Raw genomic sequence first — 24,234 nt, 5'->3', positions numbered from 1 at the left:
TCCTGTCGCCATCGAGGCGCAAGGATCGGCACGGATTATCGGAAAAGGCGGGTATCATAGCCCACCCGGACCCGCCCCAGGAGTCGTCCCATGCGTCAGAAACCCGAGGTGCTCGCCCGCGAGATCGTCGCCAAGAGCCGCCTGTTCGCAGTCGAAGAGCTGCAGTTGCGCTTCGCCAACGGCGTCGAGCGGACCTACGAGCGCCTGGTGGGCAAAGGCCAGGGTTATGGCGCGGTGATGGTGGTGGCGCTGCTGGACGCCGAGCACGCCGTGCTGGTTGAGGAGTACTGCGCCGGCGTCGACGAATACCAACTGTCGCTGCCCAAGGGCCTGGTGGAGCCGGGCGAGGACGTGCTGGCCGCGGCCAACCGCGAGCTGAAGGAAGAGGCCGGCTATGGCGCCGGGCAGTTGGAGTACATCACCGAGCTGTCGCTGTCGCCGGGCTACATGAGCCAGCGCATCCAGGTGGTGCTGGCCCGCGACCTCTACGCCGAAAGCCTGCCGGGCGACGAACCCGAGCCGCTGCGGGTGGACCGCATCAACCTGCGCGAGCTGTCCAGCCTGGCGCAGAACGCCGCCTTCAGCGAAGGCCGCGCCCTGGCCGCGCTCTACCTGGTGCGCGACATCCTGATCCAGCGTGGGGAGCTGCAGCTCTGATGCAAGACCTGATTCCATCCGTCGTGGCGCTGGCGCAGCGCGCCGGCGAAGTCATACTGCCGTTCTGGCGCAGCGAACTGAAAGTGGACGAGAAGGCCGACGCCTCGCCGGTGACCGCCGCCGACCTGGCCGCGCACCGCGTGCTGGAAGCAGGCCTGCGCGCGCTGGCGCCGGAGGTGCCGGTGCTGTCCGAGGAGGATTGCGCCATCGCCCTGGCCGAGCGCAGCCAGTGGTCGCGCTGGTGGCTGGTCGACCCGCTGGACGGCACCAAGGAGTTCATCGCCGGCAGCGAGGAATTCACCGTCAACGTCGCCCTCATCGAGCACGGCAAGGTGCTGTTCGGCGTGGTCGGCATTCCGGCCACCGGCCGCTGCTACTACGGCGGCGCCGGTCTGGGCGCCTGGCGCCGGGATGCGAGCGGCGCGGTCGAACCGATCAGCGTGCGCACCGCGCCTGCCGAAGCCTTCACCGTGGTGGCCAGCAAGCGCCACTCCAGCCCGGCCCAGGAGCGCCTGCTGGCCGGCCTGGGCGAGCGCTTCGGCGACCTGGAGCTGGCCAATATCGGCAGCTCGCTGAAATTCTGCCTGCTGGCCGAAGGCTCGGCCGACTGCTACCCGCGCCTGGCGCCCACCTCGCAGTGGGACACCGCGGCGGCCCAGGGCGTGCTGGAAGGCGCCGGCGGCGAAGTGCTGGACCTGCGCGGCGAAGCCTTCACCTACGAGGCCCGCGAGGATTACCTGAACGGCTCCTTCCTGGCCCTGCCGAAGGCGGCGGCCTGGCGCGACGAGCTGATCCAGCTGGCCCGCGCGCTGGATTGATTTCCCGCGCCCTGCGCACGGAATCGCTTCCCGTAGGACCTTGTCCGCGATAGCCGGACACACCGGCGTGGTTCGCGGATAAGATCCGCTCCTACGCCACGCCTCCGCGCCATTCCCATGTAGGAGCGCGCCCTGCGCGCGAAATCGCGGGCAGGGCCCGCTCCTACAGTTCAACTGAGGCATGGTGCTTCCCGTAGGCGGACCTTGTCCGCGATAGCCGGACACACCGGCGCGATTCGCGGATAAGATCCTCCTACGCCACGCCTCCGCGCCATTCCCATGTAGGAGCGCGCCCTGCGCGCGAAATCGCGGGCAGGGCCCGCTCCTACAGTTCAACTGAGGCATGGTGCTTCCCGTAGGAGCGGACCTTGTCCGCGATAGCCGGACACACCGGCGCGATTCGCGGATAAGATCCGCTCCTACGCCACGCCTCCGCGCCATTCCCATGTAGGAGCGCGCCCTGCGCGCGATTTCGCGGGCAGGGCCCGCTCCTACAGTTCAACATGAGGCATGGTGCTTCCCGTAGGAGCGGACCTTGTCCGCGATAGCCGGACACACCGGCGCGATTCGCGGATAAGATCCGCTCCTACGGGGCTGCAAGGGAAACACCCGTAGGATGGTGTTGAGCGAAGCGATACCCATCAGCGCAACCGCATGGGTTTCGCAGGCTCAACCCATCCTACGAAGAGCATCTCGGCGCAGCCGGCAAGACAGCTGCCCCTGGCAAGCGAAGCGGTTCGCGAGCAAGCTTGCGCCTACAGACAGATCATCATCGCCGTGACTTTCCATGCCTGAATTACCCGAAGTCGAAACCACCCGCCGGGGCATCGCGCCCTATCTCGAAGGCCAGCGCGTCAGCCGCGTGGTGGTCCGCGACCGGCGCCTGCGCTGGCCGGTGCCCGAGGACCTGGACGTGCGCCTGTCCGGGCAACGCATCCTGCAGGTCACGCGGCGGGCCAAGTACCTGTTGCTGGAGGCCGAGGCGGGCACGCTGATCAGCCACCTGGGCATGTCCGGCAGCCTGCGCCTGGTGGAATGCGGCCTGGCGGCGGCCAAGCACGAGCACGTGGACATCGAGCTGGAGTCGGGCCTGGCGCTGCGCTACACCGACCCGCGGCGCTTCGGCGCGTTGCTCTGGAGCCAGGCGCCGCTGGAGCACGAGCTGCTGCGCCACCTGGGCCCGGAACCGCTCACCGACGCCTTCGAGGGCGAGCGCCTGTACCAGCTGTCCCGCGGGCGCAGCATGGCGGTCAAGCCGTTCATCATGGACAACGCCGTGGTGGTCGGGGTGGGCAACATCTACGCCACCGAGGCGCTGTTCGCCGCCGGCATCGACCCGCGCCGCGAGGCCGGGAGCATTTCGCGGGCGCGCTACCTGAAGCTCGCCGAGGAGATCAAGCGCATCCTGGCCATCGCCATCGAGCGCGGCGGCACCACCCTGCGCGACTTCGTCGGCGGCGATGGCCAGCCCGGCTACTTCCAGCAGGAGCTGTTCGTCTACGGCCGCGGCGGGGAGTTCTGCAAGGTTTGCGGCAGTACCCTGCGCGAGGTGCGCCTGGGCCAGCGCGCCAGCGTCTACTGTCCGCGCTGCCAACGCTGAGCGGGCGCTTTTCCGCTATTGCTATCGGGTGGTTCGCGAGCAAGAACTAGGCGTCCTCCTCGCTCCTACGAAGAGCGGCCGCCTGTAGGAGCGAGCTTGCTCGCGAACCCTGCCCTGCACCCATAACAACAAGAAGGTCCATCGATGTCCGGCAACTACCTGCCCCGCAACCCTTTCGCCGAATGGCTCGGCCACGGCATGCTCAAGGCCGCCGGCTGGCGCATCGAAGGCGCGCTGCCGCCCCTCGAAAAGTTCGTGGTGATAGGCGCGCACCACACTTCCAACTGGGATTTCATGCTGTTCCTGGCGGCCAAGTTCGTGCTGCGCCTGAACGCCCGCTGGTTCGCCAAGCACACCCTGTTCCGCCGGCCGTTTGGCGGCCTGCTGCGGCGCTGGGGCGGCATCCCGATCCAGCGCCACCTCAAGCTGAACACCGTGGAGCAGGCGGTGCAGGCCTTCCGCGACAGCCGCGAGATGATCCTGATCATCTCCCCCGAGGGCACGCGCAAGAAGGTCGAGCGCTGGAAGATGGGCTTCTACCACATCGCCCGCGGCGCCAGCGTGCCGGTGGTGCTGGCGGCGCTGGACTACGGCAACCGCCGCATCGTCATCGGCGAGCCGTTTTGGCCGAGCGGCGACGAGGCGGCCGACCTGCAGCGGATGCTGGCCTTCTACCGCCCCTTCGTGCCGAGGAAGCCGGAGCACGCCTTCCTCGGCGGTTGATGGCCATCACGCTGACAAGCCCTGTCGCGCTGATATAGTTAATGGCAGTCTGCCTGCCAACCCAGCATAAAAAAGGATTTACGCCATGAACCTGTTCCGCGCCCTGGCCGTCGTTCTGGCCCTGACCTTCGGTCTGTCGGCCGTTACCGCCCAGGCCTCCGACGCGATCAGCAACACCTCCAGCGGGGACCCGATCTACAGCACCGATTCGCCGCCGTTCTACAAGATGCTCGGCGACCTGATCATCGCCCGCCCGCTGCTGCTGGGCGCCACCGTGATCGGCACCGCGGCCTTCATCGTCAGCCTGCCGTTCACCGCCCTGGGCGGCAACGTCAAGGAAGCCGGCCAGGCGCTGGTGGTGGACCCGGGCAAGGCCACCTTCGTACGCTGCCTGGGCTGCACCGAAAGCGGCTACAAGCAGGACTGATCCTCTGTCGCGCCGGTACGCCGGCGCGCCCTTGCCGAGGGGGCCATGGCCCGTAGCGAACTGAAGAAGCACCTGCGCCCGCTGCTCCTGCTGCTGGCGGGGGGCGGGCTCGGCTACGCCTTCTGGTCCAGCGCCGGGCTGCTACAGCTGGGCGCGGGCCTGGCGCTGTTCCTGTTCGGCATGCAGTGCCTGGAGGAGGGCCTGCGCGACCTGGCCGGCAGCCAGCTGGAGCTGTGGCTCGAACGCAGCACCTCGACGCCGTCCAAGAGCCTGCTGTTCGGCCTGTGCGGCACCTTCGTGCTGCAGTCCAGCACCCTGGTCTCGCTGCTCACCATCGCCTTCATCAGCACCGGGCTGATCCAGCTGGCCAGCGGCATCGCCATCCTCTTCGGCGCCAACCTCGGCGCCACCAGCGGCATCTGGCTGCTGGCCCTGGCCGGGCAGAACCTCAGCCTGAGCCCGCTGGCCCTGCCGCTGCTGGTGTTCGGCGTGCTGGCCAGCTTCAACGGGCCCAAGAGCAAGGCCGCCGGGCGCATCCTCATGGGCATCGCCTTCATCTTCCTGGGCATCGACCAGATCAAGGAAGGCTTCTCCAGCTTCGGCGACGCCATGGACATGACCGGCCTGCAGGCCGAAGGCGTGCTGGGGGCCCTGCTGTTCGTCGGCATCGGCACCCTGGTCACCGTGGTGCTGCAGTCCAGCCACGCCACCCTGATGCTGACCCTCGCCGCGCTGGCCGGCGGCCAGCTGGAGCTGGGCCAGAGCCTGGCCATCGCCATCGGTTCCAACGTCGGCAGCAGCGTGACCACCGCTTTCGTCGGCTCCCTGGGCGGCAACCGCAACGGCCAGCGCCTGGCCCTGGCCCACGTGCTGTTCAACGTAGTCAGCGGAGTGATCGCCTTCATCCTACTGGCGCCGCTGACCTGGCTGGTGCGCTGGCTGACCGCCCAGGTCGGCCTGGGCGACAACCTGCTGATCCAGCTGGCGGCCTTCCACACCCTGTTCAACGGCATGGGCGTGCTGCTGTTCTGGCCGTTGCAGACGCGCCTGGCGCAGTGGCTGATCCGCTGGCTGCCGGACGTCGAGGAGCCTTCGGTGCTGATCACCGACCTGGCCCCGGCGACCGCGGTGCAACTGCCGGAGCGCACTCATGCGCGCTACCTCAGCGAGCGCGCCCTGGACTCGGCGGACGCCGCCGCCAGCGCGGTGACCCAGGAGCTGCAGCACCTCGGGCGCCTGAGCATCGAGGTGATCTGCCACGCGCTCTACCTGCCGGTGGACCTGCTCAACCAGCCGAAGGTGGACGAGGCCGCCCTGCACGCCGGGCCGGAGCGCTTCGCCATGGACGCCCAGGCGCTCTACCAGCAGCACATCAAGGGCGTGTACGGTGACCTGTTGAGCTTCATGGGGCGCCTGGAGACGCCGCTGGACGAGGCGCACCAGCATTTCTGGATGGCCTGCCAGGTGGCGGCGCTGCAACTGGTGGACGCGGTTAAGGACGCCAAGCACCTGCAGAAGAACCTGGGGAGGGCGCTGCAGGGCGAGCCTTCGGTTGCGCGGGAATGCTATCTGGAGCTGCGTCGCCACCTGCTGGGCGCGTTGCGCGAGGTGCGCGCCATCGGCGCCCTCGACCCCCGCCAGCTGCCGGAAGGCGCCTGGGCCGCGCGCCTGGCGCTGTTCGACGAACAGGCCGCGGAATTCGACGGCGCCTTCCGCAACCGCCTGTTCGCCGCGGTGCGCCGCCACGAGCTGGACGGCGCCCAGACCAGCTCGCTGATGAACGACCTGGGCTACGCCAGCCGCATCGTGCAGAGCCTGCGCAACGTGCTGCAGCTGCGCGCCGAGCAGGGCCTGGACGGCGCCCTGCCCGAGCGCGATGCCGACGGGGCGCCCTCGCTGCTGGTGCCCTGACTCAGTAGTGCACCGTGGTCCCGGCGGCCAGGCCGATGCCGCGCGGGTCGCTGGCGGCATCCACGTTCCCGGTCTTCTTGCGCCACAGCAGCACCTGCTGGTTGCCGTAGGACGGGGCGACTTCCTTGAGACTGTAGCCACGGCCATTCAGCTCGGCTTTCTGCGCCTCGGTGAAGGTGCGCGGCTCGTGCTCCAGCACGTCGGGCAGGTACTGGTTGTGGTAGCGCGGCGCGCCCACCCAGCTCTGCACCGAGCGGCCGTCCAGGTACTGCAGCATGGCCAGCAGCACCATGCTGGGGATGCGGCTGCCGCCCGGGGTGCCGAAGGCCGCCAGCTCGTCGGGGCTTTCGATGAAGCTCGGGCTCATGCTCGACAGCGGGCGCTTGCCGGGGGCGATGGCGTTGGCCGCGCTGCCGGCCAGGCCGTAGGCGTTGCTGCCCTGGATGTCGGCGGCGAAGTCGTCCATTTCGTCGTTGAGCAGCACGCCGGTGCCGGGCGGGGTGAAGGTGGCGCCGAACGGCAGGTTCACCGAGAGGGTGGCGGCCACCGCGTTGCCCTGTTCGTCGATCACCACGAAGTGCGTGGTGTGGTCGCCCTCGCGCCAGCTCGGCGCCGGCGGCAGGGACGCGCTGGGCGTGGCGCGGCGCGGGTCGATGCCGGCGGCCAGGCGCTTGAGGTAGTCGGGGGCGAGCAGTTGCTGCGCCGGGTTGGCGATGCGGTCCGGGTCGCCAAGCATGCTGCGGTCGTGGTAGGCGCGGCGCAGGACCTCGGCCACGTAGTGCACGCGCTGGATGGGCTCGGCCTTCTGCCAGGGCAGCTGGGCGAGCATACCCAGGCTCTGGGCGATGGCCACGCCGCCGGCCGAGGGCGGCGGCGCGCTGACCAGCTCGCGGCCGTCGCCCAGCGGGTAGCGCAGCGGCTGGCGCTCCACCACCTGGTAGCTGCGCAGGTCTTCCAGGCTCCAGACGCCGCCGGCGGCGCGCACGCCCTGCACCAGTTTCTCCGCCGTCTCGCCTTCGTAGAAGCCGCTGCGGCCGTAGCGCGCCAGGCGCGACAGGGTGTTGGCCAGCTCCGGCTGGCGCAGCAGGTCCCATTCCTCGGGCAGGTTGCCCTGCTGCAGGAAGATGCGCGAGGTCTCGCGGTCCTTGCGCATGGCTTCCAGGCGGCCGGCGGCGCGGGTGATGTAGATGCGGTCGACGGAGACGCCGTCGGTGGCCAGGCGGATCGCCGGCACCAGGTTGTCGGCCAGCGGCTTGCGGCCGAAGCGGCTGGTGAGCTCCACCAGGGCCGCGGGCAGGCCGGGGATGGCGGCGGCCAGCGGGCCGTTCAGCGACAGTTCCGGCTGCACCTTGCCGTTGCGCACGTACATCTGCGCGCTGGCGGCCAGCGGCGCGCGCTCGCGGGCGTCGATGAAGCGGTAGCTGGGCGTCGGCCCGGCCTGGCGCAGCAGGAAGAAGCCGCCACCGCCCAGGCCCGAGCTGTAGGGTTCGGCCACTGCCAGGGCGGCGGCGATGGCCACCGCGGCGTCGAAGGCGTTGCCGCCGCCGGCGAGGGTTTCCAGGCCGGCCACGGTGGCCGCCGGGTGGGCGCTGGCCACGGTGGCCTGGGCGACCGGCTGGCTGGCGGCATGGACGCTGGCGGCGCCGAGCAACAGCAGGCCGCAGGCGAGGGCGAGGGAACGGAAACTGTGGTTCAGCAGGGACATGGCATCTCACGAATCGTCGGGTGGCCCCGGACTGGCATCCGGGAAAAACCACGGGAGCGAATTGGGAGGATAGACAATCCCGCCGCGTCGCGGTTGCCGAATGCCCTGTGGGATTTCGGCGATCCGCCTGTCAAGCCCGCGCGGTCAGGCCTTGCCGGTGATCTTGAGGTACTTGTGCATCAGCTCGTCCTTGCTCTCGACATGGGCGTCGTCGAGGGGGATGCAGTCCACCGGGCAGACCTGCTGGCACTGCGGTTCGTCGTAGTGGCCGACGCACTCGGTGCACAGGTTGGGGTCGATCACGTAGATCTCCTCGCCCTGGGAGATGGCGCCGTTCGGGCACTCGGGTTCGCAGACGTCGCAGTTGATGCAATCGTCGGTGATTTTCAGGGACATCGAAAAACTCCGGCCTTGGCCCATGGCCAGGCTGTCAGCAACAGGAATGCTGCAATTTTGCCGCATTGGCGTGCGCGTTGCACGCCGGCCGGATCAATTGCCGCCTTCCCTGGCGGCACCCGGTCAGCGCTTGAAGCGCTCGGCCAGGGCGCTGGACACCGCGGGATGGACGAACTTGGTGATGTCGCCACCCAGGGCGGCGATCTCGCGCACCAGGGTCGAGGAGATGTACGAGTACTTCTCCGACGGGGTGAGGAACATGCTCTCCACGTCCGGGGCGAGCTGGCGGTTCATGTTGGCCAGCTGGAACTCGTACTCGAAGTCCGACACCGCGCGCAGGCCGCGCAGCAGGATATTGGCGTTCTGTTCCTTGACGAAGTGCGCGAGCAGGGTGGAGAAGCCGACGACTTCGACGTTGGGCAGGTGCGAGGTGACCTGGCGCGCCAGTTCGACCCGTTGCTCCAGGGGGAACAGGGGGTTCTTCTTGGGGCTGGCGGCGACGGCGATGATCACCTGGTCGAACAGCCGCGAGGCCCGCTCGACCAGATCGGCATGGCCTTTGGTGATGGGGTCGAAGGTACCCGGGTACAGCACTCGGTTCATCGCAGCGTCCTGGTGGTTCAAGGGGCAGGCGTGGGCATTGGCGGGGCTGGATGGTAACGCAGCAGCCCGGATGGGCCAAGCGACCTTGGTAGTGCCCGCCGGCGCGGACTACCGGATTTTCCCCGGCGCAAATCGCCGGCCGGCGCGCAAGGCCCGTGGCAGAGCCTTCGCGCCGGGATCGGGGCTCAGGCCTTGCCCAGGCGCTCGGCGAGGCCGCTGGCCAGCTGCGCGGTCAGGCCGTAGACCGACAGCTGCGGGTTGGCGCCGATGCTGGTGGGGAACAGCGAGCCGTCGTGGATCGACAGGTTCTCCAGCTGGTGGTGGCGGCCGAGGCTGTCGCACACCGACTGCCGCGGGTCCTCGCCCATGGCGCAGCCGCCCATCACGTGGGCGCTGCCCAGGCGGGTGCGGTACAGCTCAAGGCTCAGGCCGTCGATCAGCGCGCGGGCTTCGGCGAGCGTCTTCACGTAGCCGGCGTCGGCATGCAGCGGCAGCACTGTCTTGGCGCCGGCGGCGAACTGCACCTCGGCCATGGTGTGGAAGGCGCGGCGGATGCCGTCCCAGGTGTAGTCGGTCATGCGGTAGTCGAGCACCGGGGTGTCGTCGCCGCGCAGGCTCACCGTGCCCACTGCGCTATCCGGGTGGAAGCCGTCGCGCATCAGGGCGAGGATCATGTTGGTGTGCGGCAGTTGTTCCATGCGCAGGGCGTTGTCGACGCCGAAGCGGCCGAGCAGGGTGGCCGCCAGGGCCGGCTGCAGCGGCGGCACTTCCAGCTTGTAGGACATGTGCCCGGCGGTGCCGTCGTCCCACTGGAAGTGGTCGGAGTAGATCGACTGCGGCGCGCCGTAGAAGGGGTTGACCACCTCGTCGAACTGCGCGGCGCTGAAGTTCACCACGTGCAGGAAGGTGCGCTGGCCTACGCGGCCGTTGGGGTCCGGCGCCTTGGAGCGCAGCAGCACCGCCGGGCTGTTGATGCCGCCGCCGGCGAGCACGTAGTGGCGCGCCTTGACGGTGATCTTGCGGCCGCTGGGCGCCACGCAGCGCGCGTCCATGGCCAGGCATTCCAGGCCGCTGACCTTGCCGCCGTCGTGCAGCAGGCGATTGGCGCGGGCCAGGAACAGCAGTTCGCCGCCCTTGTCCAGGCTGGCCGGGATGGTGGTGACCAGCATCGACTGCTTGGCGTTGGTCGGGCAGCCCATGCCGCAGTAGCCGAGGTTCCAGCAGCCGCGCACGTTGCGCGGGATGACCTTCCAGTGGTAGCCGAGCTTCTCGCAGCCGCGGCGGATCACGTCGTTGTTGAAGTTCGGCGGCATGATCCAGGGCGCCACGCCCAGGCGTTCTTCCATCTTCGCGAACCAGGGGGCCATTTCCGCCGGGCTGTGGCCCTTCACCCCGTGTTCCCTGGCCCAGTGCTCCAGGGTGGCGTCGGGGGTGCGGAAGCTGGAGGTCCAGTTGACCAGGGTGGTGCCGCCCACGGCGCGGCCCTGGAGGATGGTGATGGCGCCATCCTTGCTCATCCGCCCGATGCCTTCCTGGTACAGGCTGGAGTAGGCCTCCGGCTCCTGCATCTTGAAGTCGGAGCTGGTCTTGAGCGGGCCTTCCTCCACCAGCAGCACCTTGTAGCCGGCGCCGCTGAGGATTTCCGCGGTGGTGCCGCCGCCGGCGCCGGAGCCGATGACGACCACGTCGGCTTCCAGGGTCAGGTCGTTGTCCAGGCGCGAGCCGTCGTGGACTTTCCAGCCGCGGGCCAGGCCCTCGGCGAACAGATCGGGTACGGGCATCAGGGGTACTCTCGGGAATTCTTGTTATGGGAGTGGCGGGGCTCAGACCTTCGGCGGCCCGGGGTAGCCGCAGTGCGCCCAGGATTCCGGGCGCCCGTACCAGGCCATCATCACCAGTTGCAGCAGCGAGCTGTGGCCCATCTTCAGCAGGCCGATGGAGCTGTTCTGCCAGCGTTCCAGGAAGTGCTTCACGTCGTCCGCGCCGGCCTTCTCCCAGCTGCCCCAGATGCCGGTGAGCGGGCCGCGGGTGACCGGCAGGGCCAGCACGTCGAACAACTGCACGGTGAGCTTGAGCATTTCCGGCGAGAGGTGGTCGAGGGTGTGGTCGAGGCCGGCGAGGCTGGCCTGCACCGCCTCGGCCATGCGCTCGGCCGGCACGGCGCCGGCCAGCATCACCGGGATCAGGGCGCGCAGGAAGGGCAGGTCGGACTCGCGGATGACCTTCATGCCGCTGGCCGGGGTGCTGGCCGAGCAGCCGCTGAGGGTGGCGGTGACGCCGGCGGTGGCCAGGAAGGCCCCGCCGAGCAGGCCGATCTTGAGCACGCCGCGCCGGGAGAGTCCCGGCGCGCTCAGGGAGGTGTCTGTCATTGTTGTTGTTTCACCTGGGTGGAATACGCGGTTTCAGCGGACGAACAGCTTGTAGACCAGTTTCTGCAGCGCCTTGCCGTAGGGCGGGTAGATCACCCGGGCGGCGTTGAAGCGCGGCTTGCTGAACACCGCCTTGGCCTTGCTGAAGGTGAGGAAGCCTTCGTGGCCGTGGTAGTGGCCCATGCCGGAGGGGCCGACGCCGCCGAAGGGCATGTCGTCCTGGGCGACGTGCAGCAGGGTGTCGTTCAGGCACACGCCGCCGGAGTGGGTCTGCGCCAGCACCTGCTCCTGCTCGCGCTTGTCGTAGCCGAAGTAGTACAGGGCCAGCGGCCGCGGCCGGTCGTTGATGTAGGCCAGGGCCTCGTCCAGGCGCTGGTAGGGGACGACCGGCAGCAGCGGGCCGAAGATCTCGTCCTGCATCACCTTCATGTCGTCGTCGACGTTCAGCAGCAGCGCCTGGGGCAGGCGCCGCCCGCTGGCTTCCGGCAGCAGGCGGATGACCTGCGCGCCCTTGGCCTGGGCATCGCTCAGGTAGCCGTTGAGGCGGGCCAGCTGGCGTTCGTTGACGATGGCGGTGTAGTCGGGGTTGTTCTCCACCGTCGGGAAGAAGCCCTGCACCACGTCGCGGTAGGCGCTGACGAACTCCTCGACGCGCTGCTGCGGCACCAGCACGTAGTCCGGTGCCACGCAGGTCTGCCCGGCGTTGAGCGACTTGCCGAAGGCGATGCGCTCGGCGGCGTCCTTCATCGGCACGTTCTCGGAGATCAGCGCCGGCGACTTGCCGCCCAGTTCCAGGGTGACCGGGGTGAGGTTCTCCGCCGCGGCGCGCATCACGTGCTTGCCGACGCTGGTGGCGCCGGTGAACAGCAGGTGGTCGAAGGGCAGCTTGGAGAAGGCCACGCCGACGTCCACCTCGCCCTGGACCACGGCCACCAGGTCCTCGGGGAAGACCTTGGCCAGCAGTTCCTTGAGCACCTGGGCGGTGGCCGGGGTGGATTCGCTCATCTTGATCATCACCCGGTTGCCGGCGGCCAGCGCGGCGGTCAGCGGGCCGATGGCAAGGAACAGCGGGTAGTTCCACGGCACTATCACCCCGGCCACGCCCAGCGGCTGGTACACCACCTTCGCCGAGGCCGGCATGAACTGGATGCCGACGCTGCGCCGCGAGGGCTTCATCCAGCGCGCCACGCGTTTGCGCGCGTAGTGCACGCCGTGCAGGCTGGGCATGATCTCGGCGAGCAGGGTCTCGTCGGCGGAGCGGTGGCTGAAGTCGCGGGAAATGGCCTCGATGATCGGCTGCTGCTCGCGCACCAGCAGGTCGGCCAGGCTCTTGAGCCATTGCTGGCGCTGGCCGGCGCTGGGCTGCGGGTTGGCGCGGTAGGCCTGGCGCTGGCGCTCGAACAGGCTCTGAAGCTGGTTGATGTCCTGCTGCGTCTGCTGCAGGTAGGCGATGTCGGCGACCATGGCGGGCTCCTCGGCGGACCGGCTGGGGGAAGCGCTCCGAGTGGGTGGGACGCTTCGCGTTGTGCTTGTCGCTGGATTTTTAGAGCAATTACTCTAAAGTGTCAAATAGCATGCCGCGTCAGCGCTGCGCGGCCCACCCAACGAAAAGCTGGGCGGCCGCCCGGAGTGTTACGCCGGCTGCATCGCACGTAGCAATCCGTGTACCTTTGCCCCTTGCCGTAGAAGAGTGATTCCGAGTCCGCGCATGGCCCCACGCATCAAGACCCGCGACCGCATCGTCCAGGAGAGCCTGGCGCTGTTCAACGCCCAGGGCGAGCGCAGCGTCACCACCAACCACATCGCCGCGCACCTGGGCATGTCCCCGGGCAACCTGTACTACCACTTCCGCAACAAGCAGGCGATCATCGCCGAGCTGTTCGCCGAGTACGAGGCGCGTGTCGACGACTTCCTGCGCCTGCCCGAAGGCCGCGGGCTGACCATCGAGGACAAGACCTTCTACCTGGAGGCGCTGCTGGCGGCCATGTGGCGCTACCGCTTCCTGCACCGCGACCTGGAGCACCTGCTGGAAAGCGACGCGGAGCTGGCCGCGGCCTACCGCGCCTTCGCCCGCCGCGCGCTGGTGAACGCCAAGGCCATCTACCGCGGCTTCGTCGAGGCAGGGATATTGCGGATGGACGAAATCCAACTGGAGGCCCTGACCCTCAACGCCTGGATCATCCTCACCTCCTGGGTGCGCTTCCTCTGCACCACCCAGGAAGTCACCGGCGACCTCAGCGAGGAACTGCTGCGGCGCGGCATCTACCAGGTGCTGGCGCTGGAGAGCGGGCACATCGCCGAGGATTCGCAGGCGGCGGTGGAGCGGATCGCCGAAAGGCTGTACGTGCCGTTGACGGAAAGTCCTTCGCAGGGCGTGTGAGTTATCCACAGGGGTGATCACCACACATGGATGGCGTCCTACGTTTGGCTTTTCGTAGGAGCGAGCTTGCTCGCGAACGGGCGTCTGCCGGTTGCTTCGGTGCGAAGTTGAATTCCTTTCCCTCTCCCCAGCCCTCTCCCTGAAGGGAGAGGGGGCTTGTCCGTGCCGAGAGGAGGAAGGTTTCAGCCAGCAATCTCTGTGCTAGCCGGCTGACACTAGAATGTCCGACCCTGCCCAACGGTCCCCTCTCCCTTCAGGGAGAGGGTTAGGGAGAGGGTGCTCTTGGGCGAACACCAAGCACTCACCGGCAAACACCGTTCGCGAGCAAGCTCGCTCCTACGAAAAGCCGTATCGCCCCCCGCCGATATCACCCCTTGCGCGGCCCCGGCACCAGCGGCTGGCGCAGTTCCAGGCCATGCCGGAGGAAGAACCCCTCCACCCCATCGGTGGCATCGGTGTACAGGCGCGCGCCGGGATGGTCGGCGATGAAGCGCTGCATCAGCGAAGTGCCTATACCTCGCCCTTGGTGGCCAGGCAGCACCGCCAGCTCCGCCAGCCAGGTGGTCTGGGCGTTCTCCGGCTCGGCGCGGAGCAGGCCGACCACCTGCCCAGCCTCGCTGGCCAGCAGCACGTAGCCGGAAGATTCGCAGAGATCGCGCAATTCGTCCGCGTCGTTCGGGTGGCCCCAGCCGACGGCGCGGTAGAGCGTGGCTATGCCGGCGCACTGGGTATCGTCCAGCGACGTGGCGCGGTGGATGCGGATGGTCGCTTCGCTCATGGCTTCCCCTCCTTGCCTTTTGGCGCTTCCAGCCTGGACCATCGCTGGCCGGCAGATGCTGATCCCGGTCAAGCTCGCGTCAGCCGGCGCTGCCATGCAGGGCCAGCAGCCAGTCGGGGATGCGCCTTTCCAGATAGTAGTCCGGCCGCCCTGGCGTGCCGCCGATGAAGCCCACGTGGCCGCCGTGCTCGTGCAGCTCCAGCTCGGTGCTGGCGGAGAGCTCGTCCGCCGGCGGGATGCTGCCGGCGTCGATGAAGGGATCGTCGCTGGAATGGATGATCAGCGTCGGGGTGCGGATGCCGCCCAGGTAGAAGCGGCTGGAGGCGCGCTTGTAGTAGTCGTGGGCGTCGGCGAAGCCGTGCAGCGGCGCAGTGACGCGGCCGTCGAAGTCCCAGAAGGTGCGCATGCCGTCCAGCGGCCCCAGGCGCTCCAGCGCCGCCAGGTGCTCCTGGGCGCCGCGCTGGGCGAAGCTCTGCTGCTTGTTGCGCACGTAGGCCACCAGTTCGCGCATGAAGTGCGCCTGGTAGATGCGCGAGAAGCCGATGCCGATGCGGTCGGCGCAGCGGTCCAGGCGGAACGGCACCGACACCGCCGCGGCGCCGCGCAGGGGGCAGTCCTGGCCCTGCTCGCCGAGGTACTTGAGCAGCACGTTGCCGCCCAGCGAATAACCCACCGCATACAGCGGCGCCAGCGGGCGCATGCGCCGCAGGTGTTCGATGACCGCCGCCAGGTCCTCGCTGATGCCCGAGTGGTAGCCGCGCGGCAGCAGGTTGGGTTCGCCCGAGCAGCCGCGCCAGTTCAGCGCCACGCTGGCCCAGCCGCGGGCCTGCACGGCGAACTGCAGGCCGCGGATGTAGTGCGAGTCGGAAGAGCCGGTCAGCCCATGGACGGCCAGCACCAGCGGCGTGCGCGCACTGTGCGGGCCGTGCCAGTCGAGGTCGAGGAAGTCGCCGTCCTCCAGCCACAGCCGCTCGCGCTCGCGGCGCAGCACCGGCGCCTTGCGCAGCAGCGAGCCGTAGAGCGTCTGCAGATGCGGGCCGGGGAGCCACCAGGCGGGCTGGAAGGGCGGTGTCATGCGGGCACGGCTCAGTTGCGGATGAGGTTCATGATCAGGTGGATCATCAGTTCTTTCTGTCGTGGATCGCTTTGCGCCACCAGCAGGGCGATGGCGGCCAGGGCGTTGTCGTTGATCTTCAGTTCGCCGTCGTGCTTGAGGTGATGCTGGTTGCGCTGCAGGAACCAGATGAACAGGAAGGCGCCGATACGCTTGTTGCCGTCGGTGAACGGATGGTTCTTGATGATGAAGTAAAGCAGGTGCGCAGCCTGCTCCTCGATGCTGGGGTAGAGGAACTGGCCGGCGAAGGACTGCGTGACGTTGCCGAGAATGCCGAGGAAGCTGTCGTCCTTGGGGCGGCCGAACAACTCGCTTGCCTCGCCCCTGGCCAGTAGGTCGGTCTTCAGGGCCGTGATCGCAGCTTGGGCATCGGCGGGTTCGATGGCATAGCGGATGCTTTCATCGAAACCTTCCGCGGGCAGGCGCTCGCTGTCGAACTGGTTGAGCAGCACGAAGGTGCGCGCATAGCCGGCGATGACACTCACCAGGCCCCGAGCCTCGGGCAGGCTGGCCTGGTCGATGAGGTTCTGCTGGAACAGCGTCAGCGTTCGTTCCAGTTCGCGAACCCGTGCCTGCTGGGCTTTCAGGCGTTGTTCGTTGAGTGCGTAACCCTGGACCAGGTAGTCCTTGAGTACCTGGTTCGCCCAGATGCGGAAGCGCGTGCCCTGCCGTGAGTTGACGCGGTAGCCGACGGAGATGATGGCGTCGAGGTGATAATGCTTGAGCCGGCGCTGCACCTTTCGCCGGCCTTCCTCGCGAACTACTAAGAAATCCTTAGTAGTTGCCTCTTCCTGCAACTCGCCTTCCCGGTAGATGTTCCTCAGGTGCATCAGCACGTTTTCCGGCGTCGTGGCGAACAGCTCTGCCATCTGCCTCTGAGTCAGCCAGGCGCTTTCGCCTTCCAGACGAACTTCGGTGGTCTGGCCGCCGTCATCCGCCTGGTAAATGGCGATGGGGCTCTGCGTCGGTTCGTCCATTGGCTGCTCCTTGCGCCTGGTGGTTTGGCTTATCGGCTGCTGCGCCGCCACAGCGCGTAATGCACATTCCCCGCCTGCTTCTCCCGGTGCAGCCGCCAGTTGGCCGGCAGGCCGAGGCTGGAAGGGGCGCTTTCGCTCTCGGTGTAGATCCAGGCGTCGGCCGCCAGCCAGCCGTTTTCCTCCAGCAGGCGGCAGCTGTTCTGCAGCAGGTCCTGGTGGAAGGGCGGGTCGAGGAATACCAGGTCCACCGGCGCCGGGGCCGGCTTGGCCAGGTAGGCGAGGGCGTCCTGCAACTGCACTTCGCCATTCTCGCACTTGAGGGTGGCCAGATGGCCGCGCAGGGCGGCCACGGCTTCGCGGTTCAGGTCCAGGGCCAGGCCGCTGCTGGCGCCGCGGGACAGGGCTTCGAGAAACAGCGCGCCGCTGCCGGCGAAGGGGTCGAGCACGCGGGCGCCGGGGACGTAGGCGGCCAGCCAGTTGAACAGCGTCTCGCGCACCCGGTCGGGGGTCGGGCGCAGGCCCGGGCCGTCGGGGAAGGCGAAGCGGCGGCTGCGCCACTCCCCGCCGATGATGCGCAGCTGGCCCTGGCCGCCGTGCTGGCGGGCGTTGGCGGGGGCGGGCGCCTTGGGTCTTCTGTTCATCAGTGCTCCGGAACGCCGAGGGGCTGTTCGGCCGGTTTGTCGGTGGGCGGCGGCAGCGGTTTCTGCGGCACCGTGGGGCCGGCGGTGACGATGACGAAGGCGTCCGGGTCGATGTGGCGCTGCATGGCCGCCTTGACCTTGTCCACGTCCAGCGCCTGGACCTGGGCCAGGAAGGTCTCCAGGTAGTCCGAGGGCAGGCCGTAGAAGCCGATGGCGCCGAGCTGGCCGACGATGTCGGCGTTGCTCGCGGTGGACAGCGGGAAACTGCCGGCCAGTTCGCGCTTGGCGTCGTCCAGTTCCTTCTGCGTCGGACCGTTCTTCACGTAGTCGCGGACGATGTCCTGGACCAGCTTGAGGGTGCCCTCGCTGAGTTCGGCGCGGGTCTGCAGGCCGATGGTGAAGGGCCCGCGCGCCTGCATGCCGGTGAAGCCGGAGGACACGCCGTAGGTCAGCCCGCGCTTCTCGCGCACCTGGTCCATCAGCCGGGTGCCGAAGCCGCCGCCGCCGAGGATCTGGTTGCCCAGGTACAGCGCCGGGTAGTCCGGGTCGTTGCGGGTGATGCCCAACTGGGCCAGCAGCAGGTGGGTCTGCTTGGAGGGGAACTCGATGTGGCTGGGGCCCGGCTTGGGCACGGCCGGCTGGGCCACCGGCGGCAGCGCCGGGCCCTTGGGCAGCGCGGCGGAGACCTTGGCGGCGATGGCCTCGGCCTCGGCGCGGCTGAGGTCGCCGACCAGCGCGATCACCGTGTTGCCGGCGGCGTAGCCCTTCTGGTGGAAGGCGCGCAGCTGGGCGACGCCGATCTTCGGCACCGACTGCTCGTTGCCGTCGCTGGAATGGGCGTAGGGGTGGTCGCCGTAGAGGCGCTTGAACAGTTCCAGGCCGGCCAGCTTGCCGGGGTTCTGCTTCTGGTATTCGAAGCCGGCCAGCACCTGGTTCTTGATGCGTGCCAGGGCTTCCTCGGGGAAGGTCGGCTGGCCCACTACCTGGTCGAATAGGGCGACGGCGGCCTCGCGCTTGTCCTTCTCGCTCAGGCTGCGCAGGCCGGCTACCGCCATGTCGCGGTAGGAGCCGTTCATGAAGTCGGCGCCCAGGTCCTCGAAGCCGGCGGCGATGGCGCTGGTGTCCTTGCCCGGCACGCCTTCGTTGAGCATGGCGTTGGTCAGCATGGCCAGGCCCGGGGCATCGCCATCCTGGCTGCTGCCGGCGGCGAAGGTCAGGCGCAGGTCGAACATCGGCAGCTCGTGGGCCTCGACGAAGAGCACGCGGGCGCCTTCGGCGGTGGTCCAGCGCTGGATGTCCAGCTGGCGGTGGCCGGGCTTCTTGCCGGCGGCCTCGGCCAGCGACTGCAGGCCGCTGGGTGCCGCGGCGGCCGGCGTTTGCGGGGCGGGGTTGCTGCCGCCGGCGGGGCGGCTGACGCAGAACGCCAGGCCGGCGATCAGCAGGAGGACGACCAGGCCGAGCAGGCCGTAGCGCAGGCCATTTCGTTCACTCATTTGCTCGGCTCCTTGTCGGTATCGGCTTGCGGCAGCACCTGGGCGAGGGTCAGGCGCGAACGGACGAAATAAGTGCGGGCGGCTTTCTGGATATCTTCGGCCGTGACCTGGCGGATGGCTTCCAGGTCCTGGTCGGCGAGGCGCCAGGACAGGCCGACGCTCTCCAACTGGCCGATGCTGCTGGCCTGGGCGGCGATGGAGTCGCGCTCGAAGACCAGCCCGGCGATCAGCTGGGCGCGCACGCGCTCCAGTTCTTCCTGGCTGGGCGGGGTGCTCTTGAGTTCGTCGAGCTGCTGCCAGAGGGCCTTCTCCACCTGCTCCAGGGTCTTGCCCTTTTGCACGTTGGGGGTGGCGCTCAGGGTGAACAGGGTGTCGCCGCGGGCGAAGGCGTCGTAGGAGGCGGAGGCGCCGGCCACCAGTTCCTGGCCGCGCTCCAGGCGCGAGGACAGGCGGGCGCTGTAGCCGCCGTCGAGCAGCGCGGAGATCAGCCGCAGGGCATGCACCTCGCGGGGGTTCTCGCTGCTGCCCAGGCTGGGCACGTTGAAGCCCATGATCAGGCTGGGCAGTTGGGTGCGCACTTCGAGGGTGAGGCGGCGTTCGCCCGGGTCGGGCACTTCCAGCGGCTTGCGCGCCGGCGGCAGTTCGCGCCGCGGGATGTCGCCGAACCAGCGCTGGGCCAGGGCCTTGACCTCCTCGGGCTGGACGTCGCCGACCACCACCAGGGTGGCGTTGTTCGGCGCGTACCAGGCCTTGTACCAGGCGCGCAGGTCGTCGATGGTCATGCGCTGCAGGTCGGCCATCCAGCCGATGGTCGGCGAGTGGTAGCCGCTGGACAGGTAGGCCGCGGCCTTGAAGCGCTCGTAGGCGAGGGCGTAGGGCTTGTCCTCGGTGCGCAGGCGGCGTTCTTCCTTGATCACCTCGATCTCGCTCTTGAACTGGTCGGCCGGCAGCGTCAGGTGCGCCATGCGGTCGGCTTCCAGTTCGAAGGCCACCGGCAGGCGGTCCTTGGCCAGCACCTGGTAGTAGGCGGTGTAGTCGTCGGTGGTGAAGGCGTTCTCCTCGGCGCCGAGGTCGCGCAGCACGCGCGAGGCCTCGCCCGGGCCCATCTTGCTGCTGCCCTTGAACATCATGTGCTCCAGGGCGTGGGACAGGCCGGTGAGGCCGGGCGTCTCGTAGCTGGAGCCGATCCTGTACCAGAGCTGGGAGACCACCACGGGGGCGCGGTGGTCTTCGCGAACTACCAGCTTGAGCCCGTTGTCCAGTACGTATTCGTGGGTCGGCTGGGGTTCGGCGGCGAGGGCGAACAGCGGCAGGCAGAGTACGCCGCAGAGCAGGCCGAGCGCGCGGCGGGGAGGTTTCTTCATGGTCGAACAGGTCCTTGCTGGTGGCCCGAAGGGCGGTGGCATGGCTGTCGGGCAGCCGCCTAACCCCGGCAGGCGAGGAGATGCTAGGATACCCATCCGTTTTCCGGGCGGCCACGTCCCGTGCCGCTCCCTTGAGATGCAAGCCATTCATGTTTGGTTCCAACGACGACAAGAAGGCCCCGCAGGGCGGGGAGAAGAAAGGCCTGTTCAGCTGGTTCCGCAAGAAACCCCAGGCCGAAGAAACCGTAGCGCCAGCCTCAGAAGCCGAGGCGGCTGCCGCGCAGCCGACGGAAAGCCCGGCGCAGCCTGAGCAACCCCCGGCGGCCGAAGCGCCCCGTCCGGCGCCCGTCGACGAGCTGCGCACGCCGCTGCCCGTGGCGCCCGCCGAGCCGTTGGCGCCGGCGCCGCAGGCTGAAAGCGTGCCGGCCGAGCCGCTGGAGCCGGTCCGCCCGGTCGAACCGCAAGCGCCCGTCGAGCCGCAGCCCCCTGTCGAGGCCGCCGCGCCCGTTGCCCCCGCCGCGCCCGTGGTCGAGTCTGTCCCGGCTCCGGCTCCGGCTCCGGCTCCGGCTCCGGCTCCGGTCGCTGAGCAGCCGCTGGTCGCCGAGCCGGCGCCCGCCGCCATCGAGAAGCCCGCCGTTCCATCCGAAGCGGCCAAGCTCGGTTTCTTCGCCCGTCTCAAGCAGGGCCTGTCGAAGACCAGCGCCAGCCTCGGCGAGGGCATGGCCAGCCTGTTCCTGGGCAAGAAGGCCATCGACGACGACCTGCTCGACGAGATCGAGACGCGCCTGCTGACCGCCGACGTCGGCGTCGAGGCCACCACCGCCATCGTGCAGAACCTGACCAGGCGCGTGGCGCGCAAGGAACTGGCCGACAGCGAAGCGCTGTACAAGGCCCTGCAGGAAGAACTGGCCGGCCTGCTGCGCCCGGTGGAACAACCGCTGGCCATCGCGGCCGGCAAGCAGCCCTATGTGATCCTCGTGGTCGGGGTGAACGGCGTGGGCAAGACCACCACCATCGGCAAGCTGGCGAAGAAGCTGCAGATGGACGGCAAGAAGGTCATGCTGGCCGCCGGCGACACCTTCCGCGCCGCTGCCGTTGAACAGCTGCAGGTGTGGGGCGAGCGCAACAACATCGCGGTGATCGCCCAGCACACCGGCGCCGACTCGGCCTCGGTGATCTTCGACGCCGTGCAGGCCGCCAAGGCCCGTGGCGTCGACGTGCTGATCGCCGACACCGCCGGGCGCCTGCACACCAAGGACAACCTGATGGAAGAGCTGAAGAAGGTGCGCCGGGTCATCGGCAAGCTGGACGACACGGCTCCCCACGAAGTCCTGCTGGTGCTGGATGCCGGCACCGGGCAGAACGCCATCAACCAGGCCAAGCAGTTCAACAACGCCGTGGAACTCACCGGCCTGGCCCTGACCAAACTGGACGGCACCGCCAAGGGCGGGGTGATCTTCGCCCTGGCCAAGCAGTTCGGCCTGCCGATCCGCTACATCGGCGTCGGCGAAGGGATCGACGATCTGCGCACCTTCGAGGCCGACGCTTTCGTCCGTGCATTGTTCGAGACCCGGGAGACCGCATGATCCGCTTCGAGCAGGTCGGCAAACGCTATCCCAACGGCCACGTCGGCCTGCATGACGCTTCGTTCCGCATCCATCGCGGCGAGATCCTCTTCGTCACCGGCCATTCCGGCGCCGGCAAGAGCACCCTGCTGCGGCTGATCCTGGCGATGGAGCGGCCGACCTCCGGCAAGCTGCTGCTCGGCGGCCAGGACCTGGCGCGCATCACCACCGCGCAGATTCCCTTCCTGCGCCGGCAGATCGGCGTGGTGTTCCAGAACCACCAACTGCTCAACGACCGCACGGTGTTCGACAACGTCGCCCTGCCGCTGCAGATTCTCGGCCTGCCCAAGGCGGAGATCGCCCAGCGGGTGGAAGCGGCGCTCGACCGCGTGAGCCTCAAGGAAAAGGCCGAGGACCTGCCGTCGGACCTCTCCACCGGCCAGCAGCAGCGCGTCGGCATCGCCCGCGCGGTGGTGCACCGCCCGGCCCTGCTGCTCGCCGACGAACCCACCGGCAACCTCGACCCGCGCCTGGCCTCGGAGATCATGGGCGTGTTCGAGGACATCAACCGCCTCGGTACCACCGTGCTGATCGCCAGCCACGACCTGGCGCTGATCGCGCGCATGCGCCATCGGATGATCACCCTGCAGCGCGGGCGGATCATCGCGGACCGCGAGGAGGAGGCCTGATGAGCGATCAGCAACTGCCGCACGCCCCGGAAGAGGGCACGCAGCCGAAGAAGAGCCGCGAGCGCGTGGAGAAGGAATCCACCGACTGGGGCCAGCTGTTCAGCGCCTACGGCGAAAGCCATCGCGCCAGCCTGGTGGACAGCCTCAAGCGGATGTTCGGCCACCCCTTCGGCAGCTTCTTCACCTGCCTGGTGATGGGCATCACCCTGAGCCTGCCCATGGGCCTGTCGCTGCTGCTGGGCAACGTCGAGCGCCTGGGCGGCTCCTGGCAGCGCGCGGCGCAGATTTCCCTGTACCTGGACCTGAAGACCAGCGAGAGCCAGGGCCAGGACCTGCGCGAACAGATCGAGCGCATGCCCGACGTGATCGAGGCGCAGCTGATCAGCCGCGAGGACGCGCTGAAAGAGCTGCAGGAACAGTCCGGCCTGGGCGAGGCGCTCAAGGAGCTGCCGGAGAACCCGCTGCCGGCGGTGATCTCGGTGACGCCCAAGCAGGTCGACCGCAACCAGCTCGATGCCCTGCGTCAACGCCTGGCCGAGCTGCCGGGTGTACAACAGGCGCAACTGGACCTGGTGTGGGTCGAGCGGCTGTCGGCCATCCTCAAGCTGGGCGACCGCTTCGTCTTCGGCCTGACCGTGGTGCTGGTGCTGACCCTGCTGCTGGTGATCGGCAATACCATTCGTCTGCACATCGAAAACCGCCGTAACGAAATCGAAGTGATCAAGCTGGTCGGCGGGACCGACGGCTACGTGCGTCGGCCCTTCCTTTATATGGGCGCGCTCTACGGCCTGGGCGCCGGCATCCTGTCCTGGGCCCTGCTGGAGTTCGGGCTGAACTGGCTGAACGCCTCGGTGGTCAACCTGGCCGGCCTCTACGGCAGCGATTTTACCCTGGCCGGCGTGCCCTTGAACGACGGCCTGTCGCTGACCATAGGCGCGGTGCTGCTGGGCTGGATCGGCGCCTGGCTGGCCGTGGCGCGGCACCTGCGGGAGCTGGCGCCGCGCTGACAAACGACTGATTTGCCCGGTTTTCTTCAAGGCTGTAAAGGAACTTTTACACCCGCTTGCAGTCAGATCGCTCAGTGCTACACTGCGCGAGTTTCGTGAATCGGAGGATTCGCATGACCACTTCTTTGCAACCTGTCTATGCCCTGGCTCCCGGCGCGAACCTGGAAGCCTACGTGCACTCGGTGAACAGCATCCCGCTGTTGACGCCGGAGCAGGAGCGCGAACTGGCCGAACGCCTCTTCTATCAGCAAGATCTGGAAGCGGCACGGCAAATGGTGCTGGCGCACCTGCGCTTCGTCGTGCACATCGCCCGGAGTTATTCCGGGTACGGCCTGGCCCAGGCCGATCTGATCCAGGAGGGCAACGTCGGCCTGATGAAGGCCGTGAAACGCTTCAACCCGGAAATGGGTGTGCGTCTGGTGTCCTTCGCCGTGCATTGGATCAAGGCGGAAATCCACGAGTTCATCCTGCGCAACTGGCGGATCGTCAAGGTCGCCACCACCAAGGCGCAGCGCAAGCTGTTCTTCAACCTGCGCAGCCAGAAGAAGCGTCTGGCCTGGCTGAGCAACGACGAAGTCGAACGCGTCGCCGAGAGCCTGGGCGTGGAAGCCCGGGAAGTGCGCGAGATGGAAAGCCGCCTGAGCGGCCAGGACATGGCTTTCGACCCGGCGGCCGACGCCGACGACGATAGCGCCTACCAGTCGCCGGCGCACTACCTGGAAGACCATCGCTACGACCCGGCGCGCCAGTTGGAGGAAGCGGACTGGAGCGACAGCTCCACCGCCAGCCTGCACGAGGCGCTGGAAGGCCTGGACGAGCGCAGCCGCGACATCCTCCACCAGCGCTGGCTGGCCGAGGAGAAGGCGACGCTGCACGACCTGGCGGCCAAGTACAACGTGTCCGCCGAGCGCATCCGTCAGCTGGAAAAGAACGCGATGAACAAGCTCAAGGGGCGCATCGAGGCATAAGCGCCCGCTGCACCGCTAGACTGAAGACCGCACCCCTCGGGGTGCGGTT

General features: G+C 68.4%; 23 protein-coding genes. 11 read left to right on the top strand and 12 right to left on the bottom strand.

Annotation, left to right across the window (positions count from 1 at the left end; all coding sequences use genetic code 11):
• Positions 1 to 90: 90 nt before the first annotated feature.
• The 6 genes from nudE (at position 91) to IG194_RS11170 (ending at position 6,136) form a co-directional block, all read left to right on the top strand.
• A complete protein-coding gene (gene nudE, locus IG194_RS11195; RefSeq protein ID WP_009615159.1) occupies positions 91 to 657 on the top strand; it encodes an ADP compounds hydrolase NudE in 567 nt (188 codons plus the stop codon).
• Positions 657 to 1,475 carry a 3'(2'),5'-bisphosphate nucleotidase CysQ gene (gene cysQ, locus IG194_RS11190; RefSeq protein WP_058487713.1) on the top strand — a complete coding sequence of 273 codons (819 nt, stop codon included), beginning with the start codon at positions 657 to 659 and terminating at the stop codon, positions 1,473 to 1,475. Before nudE ends, cysQ begins: the two co-directional genes overlap by 1 nt.
• A 787-nt stretch (positions 1,476 to 2,262) precedes the next feature.
• Complete coding sequence (gene mutM, locus IG194_RS11185; protein WP_058487712.1) at positions 2,263 to 3,075, top strand: bifunctional DNA-formamidopyrimidine glycosylase/DNA-(apurinic or apyrimidinic site) lyase; 813 nt, start codon at positions 2,263 to 2,265, stop codon at positions 3,073 to 3,075.
• A gap of 144 nt (positions 3,076 to 3,219) precedes the next feature.
• The gene (locus IG194_RS11180) at positions 3,220 to 3,798 is read left to right on the top strand and encodes a lysophospholipid acyltransferase family protein (protein WP_058487711.1); all 579 of its coding nucleotides are present in this window, start codon (positions 3,220 to 3,222) and stop codon (positions 3,796 to 3,798) included.
• A gap of 85 nt (positions 3,799 to 3,883) precedes the next feature.
• The gene (locus tag IG194_RS11175; protein WP_043269552.1) at positions 3,884 to 4,225 is read left to right on the top strand and encodes a hypothetical protein; all 342 of its coding nucleotides are present in this window, start codon (positions 3,884 to 3,886) and stop codon (positions 4,223 to 4,225) included.
• Positions 4,226 to 4,270: 45 nt separating this feature from the next.
• Positions 4,271 to 6,136, top strand: coding sequence for a Na/Pi cotransporter family protein (locus IG194_RS11170; RefSeq protein ID WP_058487710.1), 1,866 nt, complete (start codon positions 4,271 to 4,273; stop codon positions 6,134 to 6,136).
• Between the two features lies 1 nt (position 6,137).
• Here the strand turns inward: IG194_RS11170 and ggt are convergent, their stop codons facing one another.
• The 6 genes from ggt to IG194_RS11140 form a co-directional block, all read right to left on the bottom strand.
• Positions 6,138 to 7,841 carry a gamma-glutamyltransferase gene (gene ggt / locus IG194_RS11165; RefSeq protein ID WP_058487709.1) on the bottom strand — a complete coding sequence of 568 codons (1,704 nt, stop codon included), beginning with the start codon at positions 7,839 to 7,841 and terminating at the stop codon, positions 6,138 to 6,140.
• 144 nt (positions 7,842 to 7,985) lie between these two features.
• Complete coding sequence (locus tag IG194_RS11160) at positions 7,986 to 8,237, bottom strand: YfhL family 4Fe-4S dicluster ferredoxin (RefSeq protein ID WP_043269546.1); 252 nt, start codon at positions 8,235 to 8,237, stop codon at positions 7,986 to 7,988.
• 123 nt (positions 8,238 to 8,360) lie between these two features.
• Complete coding sequence (gene coaD / locus IG194_RS11155) at positions 8,361 to 8,840, bottom strand: pantetheine-phosphate adenylyltransferase (protein ID WP_009615178.1); 480 nt, start codon at positions 8,838 to 8,840, stop codon at positions 8,361 to 8,363.
• Between the two features lie 185 nt (positions 8,841 to 9,025).
• Complete coding sequence (locus IG194_RS11150) at positions 9,026 to 10,621, bottom strand: GMC family oxidoreductase (RefSeq protein ID WP_058487708.1); 1,596 nt, start codon at positions 10,619 to 10,621, stop codon at positions 9,026 to 9,028.
• A gap of 42 nt (positions 10,622 to 10,663) precedes the next feature.
• Positions 10,664 to 11,209 carry a hypothetical protein gene (locus IG194_RS11145; RefSeq protein ID WP_058072664.1) on the bottom strand — a complete coding sequence of 182 codons (546 nt, stop codon included), beginning with the start codon at positions 11,207 to 11,209 and terminating at the stop codon, positions 10,664 to 10,666.
• 33 nt (positions 11,210 to 11,242) lie between these two features.
• On the bottom strand, positions 11,243 to 12,673 hold the full coding sequence (locus IG194_RS11140) for a coniferyl aldehyde dehydrogenase (RefSeq protein ID WP_058487707.1): 1,431 nt from the start codon (positions 12,671 to 12,673) through the stop codon (positions 11,243 to 11,245).
• 244 nt (positions 12,674 to 12,917) lie between these two features.
• On the opposite strand from IG194_RS11140, the gene IG194_RS11135 reads away from it, so the two are divergent.
• The gene (locus tag IG194_RS11135) at positions 12,918 to 13,589 is read left to right on the top strand and encodes a TetR/AcrR family transcriptional regulator (RefSeq protein WP_058487706.1); all 672 of its coding nucleotides are present in this window, start codon (positions 12,918 to 12,920) and stop codon (positions 13,587 to 13,589) included.
• A gap of 367 nt (positions 13,590 to 13,956) precedes the next feature.
• Here IG194_RS11135 and IG194_RS11130 read toward each other — a convergent pair whose 3' ends face one another.
• From IG194_RS11130 to IG194_RS11105, 6 genes are all read right to left on the bottom strand, one after another.
• Positions 13,957 to 14,367, bottom strand: a complete 411-nt coding sequence (locus tag IG194_RS11130; protein WP_058072667.1) for a GNAT family N-acetyltransferase — start codon at positions 14,365 to 14,367, stop codon at positions 13,957 to 13,959.
• Positions 14,368 to 14,446: 79 nt separating this feature from the next.
• Positions 14,447 to 15,442, bottom strand: coding sequence for a hydrolase (locus IG194_RS11125; RefSeq protein ID WP_058487705.1), 996 nt, complete (start codon positions 15,440 to 15,442; stop codon positions 14,447 to 14,449).
• Between the two features lie 11 nt (positions 15,443 to 15,453).
• Positions 15,454 to 16,458: a virulence protein RhuM/Fic/DOC family protein gene (rhuM, locus tag IG194_RS11120; protein WP_058487704.1), complete on the bottom strand. Its 1,005-nt coding sequence runs from the start codon at positions 16,456 to 16,458 to the stop codon at positions 15,454 to 15,456.
• A gap of 29 nt (positions 16,459 to 16,487) precedes the next feature.
• Positions 16,488 to 17,099 (bottom strand): 16S rRNA (guanine(966)-N(2))-methyltransferase RsmD, encoded by a 612-nt coding sequence (gene rsmD, locus IG194_RS11115; protein ID WP_058072670.1) that lies wholly within the window; start codon positions 17,097 to 17,099, stop codon positions 16,488 to 16,490.
• Positions 17,099 to 18,592 carry a M16 family metallopeptidase gene (locus tag IG194_RS11110; RefSeq protein ID WP_043269530.1) on the bottom strand — a complete coding sequence of 498 codons (1,494 nt, stop codon included), beginning with the start codon at positions 18,590 to 18,592 and terminating at the stop codon, positions 17,099 to 17,101. The genes rsmD and IG194_RS11110 overlap by 1 nt, the downstream gene beginning before the upstream one ends.
• Positions 18,589 to 19,998, bottom strand: coding sequence for a M16 family metallopeptidase (locus IG194_RS11105; RefSeq protein WP_176707170.1), 1,410 nt, complete (start codon positions 19,996 to 19,998; stop codon positions 18,589 to 18,591). Before IG194_RS11105 ends, IG194_RS11110 begins: the two co-directional genes overlap by 4 nt.
• A 107-nt stretch (positions 19,999 to 20,105) precedes the next feature.
• On the opposite strand from IG194_RS11105, the gene ftsY reads away from it, so the two are divergent.
• From ftsY to rpoH, 4 genes are all read left to right on the top strand, one after another.
• Complete coding sequence (gene ftsY, locus IG194_RS11100; protein ID WP_058487701.1) at positions 20,106 to 21,542, top strand: signal recognition particle-docking protein FtsY; 1,437 nt, start codon at positions 20,106 to 20,108, stop codon at positions 21,540 to 21,542.
• On the top strand, positions 21,539 to 22,210 hold the full coding sequence (gene ftsE, locus IG194_RS11095) for a cell division ATP-binding protein FtsE (protein ID WP_009615202.1): 672 nt from the start codon (positions 21,539 to 21,541) through the stop codon (positions 22,208 to 22,210). Before ftsY ends, ftsE begins: the two co-directional genes overlap by 4 nt.
• Positions 22,210 to 23,217, top strand: coding sequence for a permease-like cell division protein FtsX (gene ftsX, locus IG194_RS11090; protein ID WP_058487700.1), 1,008 nt, complete (start codon positions 22,210 to 22,212; stop codon positions 23,215 to 23,217). The genes ftsE and ftsX overlap by 1 nt, the downstream gene beginning before the upstream one ends.
• Before the next feature lie 113 nt (positions 23,218 to 23,330).
• On the top strand, positions 23,331 to 24,185 hold the full coding sequence (gene rpoH, locus IG194_RS11085; RefSeq protein ID WP_009615206.1) for an RNA polymerase sigma factor RpoH: 855 nt from the start codon (positions 23,331 to 23,333) through the stop codon (positions 24,183 to 24,185).
• The last annotated feature ends 49 nt before the right edge of the window (positions 24,186 to 24,234 follow it).

The organism is Pseudomonas sp. ADPe (assembly GCF_014843515.1).
GTDB classification, from domain to species: domain Bacteria; phylum Pseudomonadota; class Gammaproteobacteria; order Pseudomonadales; family Pseudomonadaceae; genus Pseudomonas; species Pseudomonas citronellolis.
This window is presented reverse-complemented; position numbering and strand designations above follow the sequence as displayed.